Genomic DNA, 15,484 nt, shown 5'->3' on the forward strand with positions numbered 1-15,484 from the left:
TTCGTCCCTCCCGCGCGCCGCGGTACCGCACCGCGAGCCGCGCGAGCGCCACCGCGCCGAGAAGCAGCCCGAAGTCCCGCAGCGCGCGGGTTCCGGCTGCCCGGCTACAGGGCGTACTTCTCCCGCAGCTCCACCTTCCGCACCTTCCCGGACACCGTCATCGGGAAGGCCTCCAGGATCTGCAGCCGGCTCGGCACCTTGTAGTGGGCCAGCCGGCCCTCGCAGAAGGCGCGTACGTCCTCCAGGGTCGGCGGGTCGGCCGGGTCGCGCGGGATGACGCAGGCGAGGACCTCCTCGCCGTACTTCTCGTGCGGTACGCCCACGACCTGGACGTCCTGGATCTTCGGGTGGCCGTAGAGGAACTCCTCGATCTCGCGCGGGTAGATGTTCTCGCCACCCCGGATGATCATGTCCTTGATGCGGCCGACGATCTCGACGTAGCCGTCCTCGCGCATCACCGCCAGGTCCCCGGTGTGCATCCAGCGGCCGGGGTCGACGGCCTCGGCGGTCTTCTCGGGCTCGTTCCAGTAGCCGAGCATCACGCTGTAGCCGCGGGTGCACAACTCGCCCGGGACACCGCGCGGTTGGGTCACCCCCGTCGCCGGGTCGACGATCTTCACCTCGATGTGCGGCAGGACCCGGCCGACCGTCCCGGTGCGGTGTTCCAGGTCGTCGTCCCTGCGGGTCTGCAGGGAGACCGGGGACGTCTCCGTCATGCCGTAGCAGATGGAGACCTCCTCCATGTGCATCTCGGCGACCACCCGCTTCATCACCTCGACCGGGCAGGGCGAGCCCGCCATGATGCCGGTGCGGAGGGTGGAGAGGTCGTAGTCCGCGAAGTCGGGGAGGTTGAGCTCCGCGATGAACATGGTCGGGACGCCGTAGAGGGATGTGCAGCGCTCCTGCTGGACGGCCTCCAGCGTGGCCTTCGGATCGAAGGACGGGGCCGGGATCACCATGCACGCGCCGTGCGAGGTCGCCGCGAGGTTGCCCATCACCATGCCGAAGCAGTGGTAGAAGGGCACCGGGATGCAGATGCGGTCCTGCTCCGTGTAGGCGATCAACTCACCCACGAAATAACCGTTGTTGAGGATGTTGTGGTGGGAGAGCGTGGCCCCCTTGGGGAAGCCCGTCGTGCCCGAGGTGTACTGGATGTTGATGGGGTCGTCGCAGGACAGTTCCTGGTACGAGGCCTCGGCGGTCCCGCGGCCGAGCAGTTCCTGCCAGCTCGGGTCGCCGATGTACACGACCTCACGCAAGTCGGGGCACCTGCCCCGCACCTCTTCCACCATCGCCCGGTAGTCGCTCGTCTTGTGGCTGAGGGAGGCGAAGAGCAGCGAGATCCCGGCCTGCCTGAGGACGTACTCGACCTCGTGGGTGCGGTAGGCCGGATTGATGTTCACCATGATCGCGCCGATGCGGGCGGTGGCGTACTGGACGAGCACCCACTCGGCGCAGTTGACCGCCCAGATGCCCACCCGGTCGCCCTTGGCGACCCCGCTCGCGAGCAAGGCGGACGCCAACTGATCGACATCGGCGCCGAATCGGGCATACGTCCAGCGACGCCCGGACGGCACGTCCACCAGCGCCTCGCGCTCCGGCCAGGTCGCCACCGCCCGGTCCAGATTGGCACCGATGGTGTCCCCGAGCAGGACGGTCGGGCTCGTCCCGTGTGTGTACGACAGTGCGGTCACCGGAAGTCCTCCTCGCGGTACTCGTCGGCCGAGCCCGCGGCGGTCGCCTCGCGCAGCTCGATCCGGCGGATCTTGCCGGAGACGGTCTTGGGCAGCGGCGCGAACTCCAGACGGCGGATGCGCTTGTACGGGGCGAGGACCTCGCGGGAGTGCTCGAACAGCACCTTCGCGGTGTCGGGGCCCGGCTGCCAGCCCTCGGCGAGGACGACGTACGCCTTGGGGACGGCGAGGCGCAGTTCGTCCGGGGCGGGCACGACGGCCGCCTCGGCCACCGCCTCGTGCTCGAGGAGCGCGCTCTCCAGCTCGAAGGGGCTGATCTTGTAGTCGGAGGCCTTGAAGACGTCGTCGGCGCGGCCGACGTAGGTGATGTAGCCGTCGGCGTCGCGGGAGCCGATGTCGCCGGTGCGGTAGTAGCCGCCGGCCATCGCCTCCGCCGTACGGTCGGGGTCGCCGTGGTAGCCGGTCATCAGGCCGACGGGCCGCGCCGACAGGTCGAGGGCGATCTCGCCCTCGGCGGCTCCGGGGGCGCCTGTCACCGGGTCGAGGAGCTCGACCTTGTAGCCCGGGCTGGGACGTCCCATCGAGCCGGTCTTCAGCTCCTGACCCGGGCTGTTGGCGACCTGCACGGCCGTCTCGGTCTGCCCGAAGCCGTCCCGGATGGTGACGCCCCAGGCCCGCCGGACCTGCTCGATGACCTCGGGGTTCAGGGGCTCGCCGGCCGCCACGACCTCGCGGGGCGGGGTGCGCAGCTGGGTCAGGTCGGCCTGGATGAGCATGCGCCACACGGTGGGCGGGGCGCAGAAGGTGGTCACCCCTGCCCGGTCCATCTCGGCCATCAGCCGGGCCGCGTCGAAGCGGGTGTAGTTGTGGATGAAGACGGTCGCCTCCGCGTTCCACGGGGCGAACAGGTTCGACCAGGCGTGCTTGGCCCAGCCGGGCGAGGAGATGTTCAGGTGCACGTCACCGGGCTTGAGGCCGATCCAGTACATCGTCGCCAGATGGCCGATCGGGTACGACGTGTGGGTGTGCTCGACCAGCTTGGGCCGGGCGGTGGTGCCGGAGGTGAAGTACAGCATCAGCGGGTCGTCCGCGAGCGTGGGGCCGTCCGGGAGGAACTCGGCGGGGGCGAGGACGTACGCGTCCTCGTACGGCTCCCAGCCGTCCTCCGGCAGACCGCCGACGGAGATGCGGGTGTAGGCGCCGGGGACGTCGTCGAACTTGGAGGTGTCCTCGGCCCGTACGATCACGTGCTTCACTCGACCCCGCTCGACACGGTCGCGCAGGTCGGCGGGGCCCAGCAGCGGGGTGGCCGGGATGACGACGGCGCGCAGCTTCATCGCCGCGAGGGCCGTCTCCCACAGCTCGGCCTGGTTGCCGAGCATGACGAGGATCCGGTCCTCAGCGCGCACACCGCGCTCGCGCAGCCAGTTCGCCACCCGGTCGGAGCGGTCGGACATCTCCGCGAACGAGACCCGGACCTCGCTCCCGTCCTCCTCGACGATGTGCAGGGCGGTCCGGTCGTTGCCGTCGGCGATGACGTCGAACCAGTCGAGGGCCCAGTTGAAGCGCTCGGGCCGGGGCCAGCTGAAACCCTCGTAGGCCTTCGCGTAGTCCTCGCGGTGCTCCAGCAGGAAGTCCCGCGCACTGCGGAAGAGCTCCGTCGCCGTCGTCATCGAATCCTCCTCATCACCGGACCATTGCCGGGCGGCTCTCTGCCATCGTGTAATCCGTGATGCAGGTCTCACTACCCCCGAACGGGGGTGTGCGCTGCAGGGAGAGGGCAAGCAGGTGACAGCAGACGCGGCCGGGGCGGTCGAGATACGCAATGCGCTGGTACGGCTTCGGCGCACGACCGGGCTGCCGGTCGCCTTCGGCGGCCTGGTGGAGCCGGGGCGCCGGCACATGCGCATCAGCGAGCTCAGCGGCACCGAGACACCCGCGCTGAGCGGGCTGCCGGTGACCTCCGGCAACGGTCTGGGCGGCCGCGCGGTGGCGCTCGCCCGGCCGTGCGCGGTGACGGACTACTCGTCCTCGCAGCAGATCAGCCACGAGTACGACATCCCGGTCGCCACGGAGGGGCTGCATTCGATCCTCGCGGTGCCGGTCGTCGTACGCCGCCGGGTACGGGGCGTGCTCTACGGCGCCCTGCGCACGGCGCAGCCGCTCGGTGACCGGACGCTGGGCGCGGCGATGGAGGCCGCCCGGGACGTGGAGCAGGCGCTGGCCGTGGGGGACGAGGCGCGGGGGCTGCTGGCGGCGGCCGCCCGCGGCGAGCCGGAGCGGGGTCCGGCGGTGGGTGCCGCCTGGGAGCAGGTGCGGGAGGCCCACGCGGCGCTGCGGGCGCTGGCACCACGGATCGCGGACCCCGCGCTGCGGGCGGAGCTGCTCGGCGTGTGCGGCCTGCTCACCCCGAAGACGCAGGCTCACGGGGTCGAGCTGGCCCCCCGTGAGCTGGACGTACTGGCCTGTGTGGCGGCGGGGGCCACGAACGCGGTGGCCGCCGAGCGGCTCGGGCTGCGTGCCGAGACGGTCAAGGGGTACCTGCGGTCGGCGATGCGGAAACTGGGTGCTCACACACGCGGCGAGGCGGTGGCCGCGGCGCGCCGGGCGGGGCTGCTGCCGTAGCGATCTATTCGTGCACCGGCGCCTTGAATTTCTCCATGCCTGACCGTTGTTATATCCCTCACCACGGCGTCCGTCCGAAATTCAAAGAGAGATTGCCTAGAATTTGGCCCGAACACGACACTCGGAGGGGAGCGGTGACCGTGCGAGGGGACTTGAGGGAGCCTGCCAGACGCCACCCCGACCTGGTCATCGGCCGGGACGAGCTGCTCAGCGCGGCACGCGAGCAGCTCGCGCGGGGTGGCAGCGTGCTGCTCCACGGCCCCGCCGGAATAGGAAAGTCGACCGCTCTGCGGGCATTGGCCTCCGAATACGGGACGGCCGCCCGCACCGTGCTGCGCTGCTCGGCGACCGAGTCCGAATCCCACCTCCCCTTCCTGGCCCTCGCCGACCTGCTGGGCCTGGTCGTGGACCAGGTGTACGACAAGCTGCCCGCCGCCCAGCGCACGGCACTGGAGTCGGCGCTCACCGGCCGCGGCGAGTCCACCCTCCAGCGCGACGGCCTCGCCCTGCGCCTGGCCGTCCTGTCGGCGCTGCGCGCGCTCGCCGAGCAGGGCCCCGTCCTCGTCGTGGCGGACGACCTGCAGTGGCTGGACCCGGCGAGCGCGGAGCTCCTCGGCTTCGCCGCCCGCCGCCTGGGCGACACCCCGGTGCAACTGCTGAGCGCGGTACGCACCGAGGGCCAGGAGTACGACCGCCACCTGAGCGCCTCCCCGCCCGACACCCTGGCCGTGCGGCTCGGCGGGCTCTCCCGCGCCCAGGTGTCCGCGCTGCTCGACCACCGCGGCTACACCGGCCTGCCGCGGTCCACCGTCCGGGACATCCACCGCACCAGCGGCGGCAACCCGTTCTTCGCCCTCGAACTGGGCCGCGCCCTGGCCGAGAGCCCCACCCCGCCGCGGCCGGGCGAGCCGCTGCCGGTGCCCACCTCGCTGCGCGCCCTCGTCCTGAACCGGCTCGACATGCTCTCCGTCGAGGCCCGCCGCACCCTGCTGGTGGCCAGCGTGGGCGCCCGCCCCACCCTGGCCCTGCTGCACGAGGCCGGCCGGGAGAACGCCGAGGCCGAGACCGCGCAGGCGGCCGAACTGGGGCTGCTGGCGACCGAGCCGGAGGGCCCCGCCGTACGCTTCGCGCATCCGCTGATCTCGGCCGCCCTGTACGCGGAGGCGCCCGCGCAGGACCGGCGGGCCGCGCACGCCGCGCTGTCCACGGCGGCCTCCGACCCGATCGAGCGGGCCCGCCACCTCGCCCTCGCGACCACCGGCACCGACCCGGAGGCCGCGGCCCGGCTCGCCGAGGCCGCCGCCACGGCCCGGGACCGCGGGGCACCCTCGGTCGCCGCCTCGCTCGGACTGCTCGCCGCCCGGCACACCCCGGCCGACGGCGTGCCCGGCCCGGACGAGCGCCGGCTGGAGGCGGCCGAGGACGCGATCACCGCCGGCGAGGTGGACCTCGCCCGGGACATCGCCCGCGACGTGCTGACCCGGGCCGCCGAGCCCGCGGACCGGGTGCGGGCCTGGATGGTGGTCATCGAGGCCGCCGGGCAGGCCCTCGGCGAGGTCGACACCGTCTACCCGCAGGCGCTCGCCGACGCCGGCGACGACCCGGGGCTGCTGGCCCAGGTCCACTACCAGCTGGCCTGGCGCGGACTGGTCGTGGAGGGCGACTTCGCCATCGGCCGCGAGGAGGCCGCGCACGCCGCCGAGCTCGCCGCCCGGGCCGGCGACCGGCGCACCGAACTCCTCGCACTGGCCTTCCAGGCGACGACCGAGACCCTGATGGGTCACCCGGACGCCCCCGCGACCATCAAACGCGCGCTGAAGGAACCTCAGCTCCCCGATGTGGCCTGCCACCACAACGGGGCGGGCGCGACCCGCTACCGCTGGCTGATCATGAGCGACCAGCTGCCCGAGGCCCGCTCCACCGTCAACGCGCTGCTGCGTGAGGCGCGCCGGCGCGGCATGGTCGAGAGCGAGGTGCACTTCGTGCGTCTGCTCGCCGAGACGGAACTGCGCACCGGGCACTGCGGCCGGGCCCTCGACCTGGCCCGGGAAAGCATGCGGCTGGCCCGCGACTCGGGAATCGGCGAGGCGTCCTCCGCCGTGCTCGCCTCCCTCGCGGAAGCCTCCGGCGGGGACGTGGAGCGGGCGCTGACGCTGGGCCGCGAGGCGGTGGAGCTGGCCGAGCGGGCAGGCGACCAGATGTACATCTCCCGGGGGCTGACCGCGCTCGGGCACGCCCAACTGGTCGCCGGGGACGCCGAAGGCGCGGTCCGCTCGCTGCGCCGGGTGCGGGACCTGGAGAACGGGCTGGGCATCACCGACCCCGCGCGCGGACGCTGGCACGGCGACCTCGCCGAGGCCCTCGTCCGCACCGGCGAGACCGAGGAGGCGCAGCAACTCCTCGACGGGGCGCGTGAACATGCCGTGCGGCTCGGGCGCGAGGGCGTGCTGGCCGTGCTGGACCGGGCCGAGGCACTGGTTCGGGCCGCACGCGGCGAGCACGAGGCCGCGCTCGCCCAGCTGGCCTCGGCGCAGAACCGGCTCGCCAAGCTGGGCTACGGCCTGGAGGAGGCACGCGCCTCGTTCGCGCTGGCGTCGCTGCGTGCCGGCCGGACGGGGCGCGCGTCGTACGACGAGGCGGCCCGGCTGTTCCGCCGTTGCCGGGCGCTGCCCTGGGTGCGTCAGGTGGAGGCGGCGGCCGTGGCGAGCCCGGTGGAACCGATCGCCCCCACTGCCGCGTCGGAGGGCCTGGAAGGGCTCGCCGCGATGGAACGCCAGGTCGCCGCGCTCGTCATGGAGGGCGCGACCAACCGGGAGATCGCCGCGCGGCTGTTCATCAGCGTGAAGACGGTCGAGGCAACACTGACCCGGGTCTACCGCAAGCTGGGGATCCGCTCGCGCGTGGATATCGTCCGTTTGGCGGCGGCACGGCGAGCGAAGTGACGGCGCGCCAGGTTAACTGAACCCGACCGAGGGTTTTCCCTTACACAACCCCCTAGGGGGTTCCCTCATTGGGAGCCGGGGGTTCCGCGTCCTAGCTTGAGGACGTGCCGCTCGCCCGGGCATACGGGGGTCGGTCCCGCGGCCCCCGTGCTCAACCCCCCACACCCGCGCGACCCCCACCGGCAACCCCCACTGAGGAGACTCATGTTCGGGTCCAACCGTGCCAGGAAGACCGCCGCGGTACTCACGGCGGCCGCTGCAGCGGCCGCCACCGCACTGCTCGGCGCGCCTTCCGCGGCAGCCGCGCCCCAGCCCATCGTGGGCGGTACCACGACCACGACCACGGCCTACCCGTTCGTCATGCAGATCACGGACGCCTCGCAGAACCAGTTCTGCGGCGGCACCCTCGTCTCGGCCACCAAGGTGATCACCGCCGCTCACTGCATGGTCGGGGAGAGCGCCGGCAGTGTCAGAGTCGTCGGCGGACGCACCTATCTGAACGGCACCAACGGCACGGTCAGCAAGGTCAGCAAGATCTGGATCAACCCGGACTACACGGACGCCACCAACGGCGACGACGTGGCCGTACTGACGCTGGCGACGTCGATGCCGTACACGACGGCGTCGTACGTGAAGTCCTCGGACACGTCGGTGTACGCGGCCGGCACCACCGCCCGCATCCTCGGATGGGGCACCACCTCGGAGAACGGCAGCTCCTCCAACCAGCTGCGGACCGCGACCGTGCCGATCGTGGCCGACGCCAGCTGCAAGAGCTCCTACGGTTCTGACTTCGTGCAGACCGACATGGTTTGCGCCGGATACACATCCGGCGGCGTAGACACCTGCCAGGGCGACAGCGGCGGTCCCCTGCTCATCGGGGGCGTCCTGGCAGGGATCACTTCTTGGGGCAACGGCTGTGCGGAGGCGGGGTACCCGGGTGTCTACACCCGGCTGACCACCTTCTCCAGCCTGGTGACCGCACAGGTCAACTCGTAGGACGAGTGCTCCAGAAGACCTCCTGAGCACCCCTCAGGTGAGAGACAAGGGGGCGTTGCGGGCTACCACGAGCAGCTCGCAGCGCCCCCTTTCCATGCCCTGCCTGTCGCCTGTGCGGCGCTACTTGTCGGCGGTGAGCTTGCCAGCCGCGCCCCAGCTGTCCGTCGGCACCTCGTGGATCCACACCTGAACGGTCTCGGCCGGGATCCTGTACGCGTCCACGAAGGCGTCGGTGATGCGCTTGACGAGGTCCCGCTTGAGCTCGGTGGAGCGGGGACCCTGCTGGACGGTGACGATCGGCATGACTGAACTCCCTTGAATGCGCTGCCTGTCGGGGCCTGATGCGGTCCCTTTCGGTGAGTACAGTCCATCGCGTCGGGCGCCCGCGACCAAGGATCAGACCGCGACCGCAGCGATCAGTTCTCGTGATCGCCGCAGGCCAGCAGCAGGGTGTCCAGGTGCGGGGGCGGGGCACTGAGGGGCACGGCGAGGCCCGTGGACAGGGCGAGGCCCGGCGCGCGGAACGGCACGAAGGCGACCCGGGGGCTGTGCAGCAGGCGTGCGTGGGACGCGTACACGACGGTCCACAGCGGGCGGCTGCCGATGGTGGCGAGGGTGTCCTGGAGGGAGCCGCACGCAGGTCCGGGCAGCGGCTCGAACCCGGCCTCGTGACAGGCGCCGACGACCAGGTCGACCAGGGCGGGGTTGGTGCGGCGCTCGGTGAGGGCGAGCGGGATCTCGGCCAGTTCCTCGATGCCGATCTCCGCGCGGCCGGCAAGGGGATGCGTGGCGGGGAGGGCGGCCACCAACGGATCGGGCCACAGGGGCAGCACGCGCACGCCGGGCACCGGCTCGACGGCCCGTACGAACGCGGCGTCCAACTGGCCCCCCGCGACCCGGGCCAGGCGTTCGGCGACCGGCAGCGAGAACAGTTCGACGGGCACGTCCGGCGCGCGGCGCGCGAATGCGGCGAGCACCCGGTCGAGATGCGCACCCAGGCCCGTGCTGGTGCCGATCCGCAGGCCGGGCGGCGGAGCGACGGCGGCACGCGCCCGGTCGGCCGCCGCCAGTACCTCGCGCGCCTCGGGCAGCAGCCGCTCCCCCGCCGCCGTCAGCCGCACCCGGCGCGGCGTCCGGTCGAACAACTCGGCGCCGAGCTCGCGCTCCAGGCGCTGTATCTGCATGCTCACCGCGGACTGCACGATGTGCAGCCGTTCGGCCGCCCGCCCGAAGTGCAGTTCCTCGGCGACGGTCACGAAATAGGTGAGCTGCCGCAGTTCCATGGGCTCGACTCTAGAGGGGCCGGGCGGGCGGCTTGCATGAGCGCCCGAGGGACGCGACCGGAGGAGAGCGATCCACAGGGTGTCCACGGACCGGGCCCTCTTCGCCGCCGTACTCCCCCCGTTCGTGGACCGTTCGGCGGGCCACGTCCCGACACCTTGTGGGGCCTGACCGCCTCTGCCGTCCGCGGTGATCGGGCTGGGACCGACGGTGGCGGTGACGGGCCGGGCGGTCCGAGGCTTACGGCATCACGGTCCCGAACCGGATGTCGTACGACGTTCCCGGATGCATGGTGTCGAGCATCCGCACCGCTTCCTGCGCCAGTTCCGCACGCTGGGCCTTGGTCAGTGTGCCGAACGGCTCGATGACGAGCGCCCCCTCCTCCAGCCTCCACACCCCCGCCAGGAAGCCGTCGACGAGGAACGTGCAGTAGGCCTGATTGCCCGTCCAGCTGCGCCCCCGGTACTCGGCCGGGACGACCCGGGTGCGGTCGGCATGGGAGAGGAGCAGGTTGTCGAACTCGGGGAGGAAACGGGGCGGCGCCGGAGTCTCCGCGTCGGGCCGCGGCGCCTCCGGCAGATCGAAGAGCTCGACGCCGCTCTCGTCCCGAAAGGTGACGAGCTGCGGCCGAAGCCGCTCGAAGACCTCACGCAGCCGAGTCAGCCCGGCCCAGGTCTGCATGTCCTTGACGGATGCGGGCCCGAAGGCGGCGAGATAGCGCAGGACGGTGGCGTCGGGGGCCGGGGCGGCTTCGGCGGGGGGTGCGTCCGACGGCGCAGCGCTGGTGGGCGACGAGGCCGGGGCGGTTGCGGTCGCTGGAGCGGTACTCTGCGCAGCCGCGGCGGGCATCGAGCGGGTGGTGGGGGCGAGGCCCAGCCAGTGTTGCGCGGTGGTCAGGGCGACCTGGCCGCTCTGCCCCCACAGGCCGCGTGGGGTGACCTGGACGAGGGGGAGTTTGCAGCGGGCTGCGATGGCGAGGGCCTGGGGGTCGGCCTGGGGCCACTCGGTCTGCAGGGCCTCGCGCAGTTGCTTCATGGTGCGCGGCTCGGCCTCGACGAGGTCGTGGGCGAGGGCGGCAAGCCGGTCGAGGTCCACGCCCACCAGGCCCTTGCGGAAGTTGGTGAGTTCACGGTCACGGGCCGGCTGGACGAGCGGACGCAGGGTGAGGGCGTCGGCGGCGGTGTGGGTGTGGATGGTCGAGCGCATGGTGACGATACGGACGACCTCGCGGTCCGCCATCAGCCCGGACAGCTCCTCGGGGGTGAAGCCGTCGAGGCGGGCGGCGAGCGCGTAGTACGGCGGCTTGACGTTCTGCGCCTGGAGCCCGAGGAGATGCTCGACAGCGGCCTTGGCCGAGAGCGGGGACCGGCGCAGGAGCAGCTGCCGTTCGAGGGTCGCGCGGTTGAGCGCGCGGGTACCGAGCACAGGAGCCGTCGCTGTCGTCTTCGTCATGCCCCGCACGCTAGCCGCGCTTGCGGACACCTGCTGTCCGCAAGTCTCACGTGACCCCGCAGCGGCAGCGGGCGCAGGGCTCAGGAGTCTCCGGCCGTGCCGTGGAAACGGGCCGCGGCGTAGGCCGCGGGGCCGGGCAGTGGCTTGACGGCGAGGACGCCGGCGATGCCCGCCCCTCTGGGGGCGAATCCGCAGCGCGGCGGCGCGGCAACCGTGCACGGTTCCGGTGAGGTTGACCTGGCAGGCATAGGTCAGCAGACCGGCTTCCTGAGCGTCCAGCCGCCCCAGGGGCACGACCCCGGCGTTGTTCACCCACACATCGAGCCGCCCGAAGTGGCCGCGGCTCGGTGCAGCCGGTGCCCGGCCTGCGCACCGGGCGCCAGTGGACCTTACCTCCGTTCACGTCCCTCCAACGATGCCGGTCCCGGTCCGTCACCGGGGAAAACGAGGGAGGCAGCCAAGTGTTGTCGCGAGGAGGACGAAGCCGCACCCCATGTGATGGTCCGATCAATCCGATGGGCGCCACCTGGTCGCGCCATGGTCGTTGGGCCAGGACGTGATCAGAAATGTCGATCGTCCGACCAGAATGACGGGGCGCACGAGCAAGCTCCGATTCGCCCTGGCTCTTGCGCCCTTGTCCGTCGGCGGCACCGCCCTGCTGGCCGGAAGCGCGCAAGGTGCCGTATCGGTGGCCTTCGCGGGCCAGGTACCGGTCACCGTGCACGCTGCGCGGGTCTCCGGCTCCGACCTGACGGCCTCCCCCTCGGGATCCGGCCGTGGCGGGCTGCTGCCGGCACTGGCGACACGGCTGGAACACGCTCGGGTGGAGGACGCCTGCGTCACGTCCACCGCTCAACTGCCCCTCGTCGGAGCAGTGACGGCGGTCGTCCACATCGACCGGGCCTCCGCCACAGGGCTGACGGTGGAGGCGGGCAGAGCCACCGCGCGATCCGTGTCCGTCTCCGGCGCCGAGTTCAGCACTCCGCAGGTGTCCCTGACCCGGCCCACGGGTCTGTTCAGCATCGGCGCGAGCAAGGGCAGCGGCCGCGAAGTCAGCACCGAGCCGCGGGCCTTCACCGCCGGGACGATCACAGCCAGTGGCGTCACCATCGACCTCCACCAGGGCGAGGGCGGCTGCGCGCGGGAGGGGCACCGGTGACCGCCGCAGTCGTCACTCACCGATGGTCGAGGTGGCGGGAATGGCGTGGCGGCCGCCCGTTCGCCGCCGGGCTGTTGCTGACCCTGGGCGGGCTGGAGATGATCTGCGTCTCCTGGAGCGGTCTGGGGTTCCTGCGGTTCACCGGCACTGCGGGCGCCGCGTCGTGGACCTTGGGTGCGTTGTTCGCCGTGGCCGGGCTGACGACCTGGCAGAACCCGCCGCTGCGCTACTTCGCCGGAGTGCTGTCAGCCGTCCTGTCCCTGGTCAGCCTGATGGCCGCCAATCTCGGCGGCCTCCTGGTCGGCTTCCTGCTCACCGCCGTGGGCAGTGCTCTGGCCCTGGCCTGGGTCCCGCAGCAGCCCGCCGCCGAGGAAGAGGAGGCGTGAGATGAGCCCGTCCGCCATGCCGCGGGCCCGTTGGGGATCCGTCTACCGCCGCTTCGGTGTGCACGATCCCGCCCTGCGCCACGGGTACGACATGTGCCGGCGCGCCACCCGCTCCACCGGGGAGATCGAGTACGCCGTCTCGCTGTTGTTGCCCCCGCCGCTGCGGCTCGCCGTCTGGGCGCTGTACGGCGCCGTGAGAGCCGTCGACGACCTGGTCGACACGGTCGGCGCCGAGACCGGCGAGGCTGTCGCCGGCGTGGGGCGGGCCGAGCGGCTGGAGGCATGGATCGCGGCCTTCGACGCGGACCTGCGGGAGGGCGCGGGCAGCGACCCGGTCCGGCTCGCCCTGATCGACACCATGCTCACCTGGAACCTGCCGCCGGAGTTCCTGCACACCCTGTTCGAGGAACTGCGCCAGGACGTCCACGGCCGGCACTTCGCCACCTGGGGGGAATGGAGGCGTTACAACGGCCTCGTCAACACCCCGCTCGTGCTGCGGACCGGCTCGTTGCTGCTGCGGGCCGCGGGCCTGCCCGCCGAACCCGAAGCCCTGGCCACCGCGGTACCCGGCGCGGCCGCGGCCTGGCAGACCGCCGTCGACGCCGTCTACCTCACGGACGCGCTCGTCGACTTCGCCGAAGACCTCGACCGTGGCCATGTACCCCTGCCCCAGGAGGCCTTGGACGAGGCCGGCGTGCGGCGCGCGGACCTGTTGAAGCGGCGCGGCACCCCGGCCTACGAGCGCATGGTGCGGGATCTGGCGGACCGGGCCCGCAGCTGGTTCGACCGCACTCCTGTCCCGCCCGTGCTGCACCCGGCCGTCGGCCTCGCACTCGGCGCCTACACCGACCTGTACCGGCTACGGCTGACCACCCTCGCCCGCGATCCCGCCGCCCTGCTGCACCGCAGGCCCGCCCTGCCCCGGCCCGCCCGCCTGCGGCTGCTGCCGGCCGCCCGTGCACGCGCCGCGCTGGCCTGCAGCCTGTACCCCTTCACCGTCGTGACCGGCTCGGCGACCGGCTCCGCGGCACTGCCGAACAGCCCGGCCACCGGTCCGGCCGAAGAGGCGAGACCACGTGCCGCCCGGCGGCGGCCGGTCGCCGCACCGACGCCTCATCCGTCCGGCGCCCGCCCACCCGAGGTGCCCGCCCGGGCGATGCCACGCCACGTCGCGATCGTGATGGACGGCAACGGCCGCTGGGCCACTGCCCGCGGACTGCCCCGAACCGACGGTCACCGCGCCGGCGCCGACGCTCTCATCGACGTCGTTCACGGTGCTCTGGAAATCGGCCTCGAGTACCTGAGCGTGTACGTGTTCTCCACCGAGAACTGGAAACGCCCCGCCGAGGAACTGCACTCGCTGCTGTACGAGATCCCGAAGTTCCTGCGCCGTCTGTTGGACGACTGTCGCCCGCTGAACGTGCGCCTGCGGTGGGCCGGACAGCGGTCCCGGATGCCCGCAGAGGTCATCGACACCCTGGTCGAGGCCGAGCGGACGACCCGCGACTGCAGCGGGCTGACCGTCACGGCCTGTGTGAACTACGGCGGCCGCGCCGAGATCACCGCCGCCGCGGCGCAACTCGCCCACGAGGCAGCCGCCGGGGAAATCGACCCGGCCGCGGTCTCCGAGCACGCCTTCGCCCGCTATCTGCACGTCCCCGACCTACCCGACGTCGACCTGCTCCTGCGCACCGGCGGCGACCGGCGCACCTCCAACTTCCTGCCCTGGCAGGCCACCTACGCCGAACTGCTCTTCCTCGACACCTGCTGGCCCGACTTCGACCGCCGCGACCTGTGGCGGGCGATCGAGCAGTACGCGCACCGCACCCGCCGCTACGGCACCGTCCCCCGGATCCGCACCCGCCCGCACGATGATCTTGCCGGTGTTCCGGCCCCGTAGCATCCCCAGGAACGCGTCCACGATGTGTTCGAAGCCGTCGACGACCGTCTCGTCCAGAGCGAGCCGGCCGCTCTGCAGATGCGGTACGGCGAACTCGTACAACTCCTCCTGCAGATCGCGGTGGTTGCTGACCAGGAAACCTTCCATGCGCAGGCTCTTCTCCACGAGGTCCGCGTAATTGAAGCGCGGTGGCGGCGCGTCGGGGGTGTTGTACTGGCTGATCGTGCCGATGCGGACGATGCGCCCGAACTCGCGCAACGCCCCTACGGCGGCGGCCAGTTGCTCACCGCCGACGTTGTCGACGAAGACGTCGATGCCGTCCGGTGCGGCCTCGGCGAGCAGGTCGGCGGCGGGTCCGTCGTGGTGGTCGAAGACGGCGTCGTAGCCGACCTCCCGCGTGAGGTGGCCGGCCTTCGCGGCCGAGCCCGCGCTGCCCACGAGCCGTCCGGCGCCGAGCAGGCGGGCGAACCGTCCGGTCGCGGTGCCGACGCCGCCCGCCGCGGCCGACACGAACAGGTCCTCGCCCTCCTTCAGCCGGGCGACCCGGGTCAGGCCCACATAGGCGGTCAGGCCGGTACCGCCGAGGATGCTCAGGTACGCGGTCAGGGGCACGCCGTCGAAGCGGGGCAGCCGCCGGATCTCCTCCGGCGTGACCACCGCGTGGGTGCGCCAGCCCCGCCGGTGGAACACGATCTCGCCCTCGGCCAGCCGGGGCGTGCGCGAGGCGATGACCCGCCCGATGGCACGGCCCTCCAGCGGGGCGTGGAGCGCGAAGCCGCCGGGCACGTCGTCCATCATCTCGCGGTGATAGGGGTCGACGGACCAGTAGAGGTTCTCCACCAGTGCGCTGCCGGGGGCGGGCTCGGGAAGCGCGGACTCCACGAAAGCGAAGTGTTCGGCGGTGGGGAAGCCGTGCGGGCGGGCGGTCTGGTGCACGGTGAGCGCGGTCTCGTTCATGACCGGACCGTAGGGCGGGAATGCGCCCGGCGGGCAGCCGGTTGGGCTCATGCGACGGCCCGTTCCATGAGCAGTTCTCATACGTTGAGGTG

11 protein-coding genes and 1 pseudogene are annotated in these 15,484 nt (G+C 72.2%); 6 read left to right on the plus strand and 6 right to left on the minus strand.

The genetic code is table 11. The features are described from left to right. Positions 1 to 104 precede the first annotated feature (104 nt). Together ACFY1E_RS20385 and ACFY1E_RS20390 are read right to left on the minus strand one after the other, a co-directional pair. The gene (locus ACFY1E_RS20385; protein ID WP_389077717.1) at positions 105 to 1,694 is read right to left on the minus strand and encodes an AMP-binding protein; all 1,590 of its coding nucleotides are present in this window, start codon (positions 1,692 to 1,694) and stop codon (positions 105 to 107) included. Next, the gene (locus ACFY1E_RS20390; RefSeq protein ID WP_389077719.1) at positions 1,691 to 3,367 is read right to left on the minus strand and encodes an AMP-binding protein; all 1,677 of its coding nucleotides are present in this window, start codon (positions 3,365 to 3,367) and stop codon (positions 1,691 to 1,693) included. Before ACFY1E_RS20390 ends, ACFY1E_RS20385 begins: the two co-directional genes overlap by 4 nt. A 115-nt stretch (positions 3,368 to 3,482) precedes the next feature. Between ACFY1E_RS20390 and ACFY1E_RS20395 the strand changes: the two genes are divergently transcribed. The 3 genes from ACFY1E_RS20395 to ACFY1E_RS20405 all read left to right on the plus strand — a co-directional run bounded on the left by ACFY1E_RS20395 (position 3,483) and on the right by ACFY1E_RS20405 (position 8,257). Beyond that, on the plus strand, positions 3,483 to 4,319 hold the full coding sequence (locus tag ACFY1E_RS20395; protein WP_389077721.1) for a response regulator transcription factor: 837 nt from the start codon (positions 3,483 to 3,485) through the stop codon (positions 4,317 to 4,319). A gap of 134 nt (positions 4,320 to 4,453) precedes the next feature. Continuing rightward, entirely contained in the window at positions 4,454 to 7,261 is a 2,808-nt protein-coding gene (locus ACFY1E_RS20400) for an ATP-binding protein (RefSeq protein WP_389077723.1), read from the plus strand. 204 nt (positions 7,262 to 7,465) lie between these two features. Further along, positions 7,466 to 8,257, plus strand: a complete 792-nt coding sequence (locus ACFY1E_RS20405; RefSeq protein WP_389077726.1) for a S1 family peptidase — start codon at positions 7,466 to 7,468, stop codon at positions 8,255 to 8,257. A 120-nt stretch (positions 8,258 to 8,377) separates the two neighbouring features. Here the strand turns inward: ACFY1E_RS20405 and dmpI are convergent, their stop codons facing one another. The 3 genes from dmpI to ACFY1E_RS20420 form a co-directional block, all read right to left on the minus strand. Beyond that, positions 8,378 to 8,578: a 4-oxalocrotonate tautomerase DmpI gene (gene dmpI, locus ACFY1E_RS20410; RefSeq protein WP_389077852.1), complete on the minus strand. Its 201-nt coding sequence runs from the start codon at positions 8,576 to 8,578 to the stop codon at positions 8,378 to 8,380. Between the two features lie 95 nt (positions 8,579 to 8,673). Further along, positions 8,674 to 9,540 (minus strand): LysR substrate-binding domain-containing protein, encoded by an 867-nt coding sequence (locus ACFY1E_RS20415; RefSeq protein WP_389077728.1) that lies wholly within the window; start codon positions 9,538 to 9,540, stop codon positions 8,674 to 8,676. Positions 9,541 to 9,778: 238 nt separating this feature from the next. Continuing rightward, positions 9,779 to 10,990, minus strand: a complete 1,212-nt coding sequence (locus ACFY1E_RS20420) for a winged helix DNA-binding domain-containing protein (protein WP_389077729.1) — start codon at positions 10,988 to 10,990, stop codon at positions 9,779 to 9,781. 586 nt (positions 10,991 to 11,576) lie between these two features. On the opposite strand from ACFY1E_RS20420, the gene ACFY1E_RS20425 reads away from it, so the two are divergent. The 3 genes from ACFY1E_RS20425 (at position 11,577) to uppS (ending at position 14,435) form a co-directional block, all read left to right on the plus strand. Continuing rightward, positions 11,577 to 12,149, plus strand: a complete 573-nt coding sequence (locus ACFY1E_RS20425) for a DUF6230 family protein (RefSeq protein ID WP_389077730.1) — start codon at positions 11,577 to 11,579, stop codon at positions 12,147 to 12,149. After that, the gene (locus ACFY1E_RS20430) at positions 12,146 to 12,535 is read left to right on the plus strand and encodes a DUF6114 domain-containing protein (protein WP_389077732.1); all 390 of its coding nucleotides are present in this window, start codon (positions 12,146 to 12,148) and stop codon (positions 12,533 to 12,535) included. The genes ACFY1E_RS20425 and ACFY1E_RS20430 overlap by 4 nt, the downstream gene beginning before the upstream one ends. A gap of 91 nt (positions 12,536 to 12,626) precedes the next feature. Beyond that, entirely contained in the window at positions 12,627 to 14,435 is a 1,809-nt protein-coding gene (uppS, locus tag ACFY1E_RS20435; RefSeq protein WP_389077855.1) for a polyprenyl diphosphate synthase, read from the plus strand. Here the strand turns inward: uppS and ACFY1E_RS20440 are convergent. Further along, positions 14,394 to 15,392: pseudogene (locus ACFY1E_RS20440) on the minus strand (NADP-dependent oxidoreductase); the annotation flags it as partial. The gene uppS and the pseudogene ACFY1E_RS20440 sit on opposite strands and share 42 nt — an antisense overlap. Between the last annotated feature and the right edge of the window lie 92 nt (positions 15,393 to 15,484).

Source organism: Streptomyces sp. NPDC001604, assembly GCF_042893475.1.
GTDB lineage: Bacteria > Actinomycetota > Actinomycetes > Streptomycetales > Streptomycetaceae > Streptomyces.

Excerpts from the sequence above, each read along its gene's own strand:
- uppS (WP_389077855.1), top strand. The coding sequence starts at position 12,627 with ATGTGCCGGCGCGCCACCCGCTCCACCGGGGAGATCGAGTACGCCGTC.
- ACFY1E_RS20405 (WP_389077726.1), top strand. The coding sequence starts at position 7,466 with ATGTTCGGGTCCAACCGTGCCAGGAAGACCGCCGCGGTACTCACGGCG.
- ACFY1E_RS20415 (WP_389077728.1), bottom strand. The coding sequence starts at position 9,540 with ATGGAACTGCGGCAGCTCACCTATTTCGTGACCGTCGCCGAGGAACTG.
- ACFY1E_RS20420 (WP_389077729.1), bottom strand. The coding sequence starts at position 10,990 with ATGACGAAGACGACAGCGACGGCTCCTGTGCTCGGTACCCGCGCGCTC.
- ACFY1E_RS20390 (WP_389077719.1), bottom strand. The coding sequence starts at position 3,367 with ATGACGACGGCGACGGAGCTCTTCCGCAGTGCGCGGGACTTCCTGCTG.
- ACFY1E_RS20425 (WP_389077730.1), top strand. The coding sequence starts at position 11,577 with ATGACGGGGCGCACGAGCAAGCTCCGATTCGCCCTGGCTCTTGCGCCC.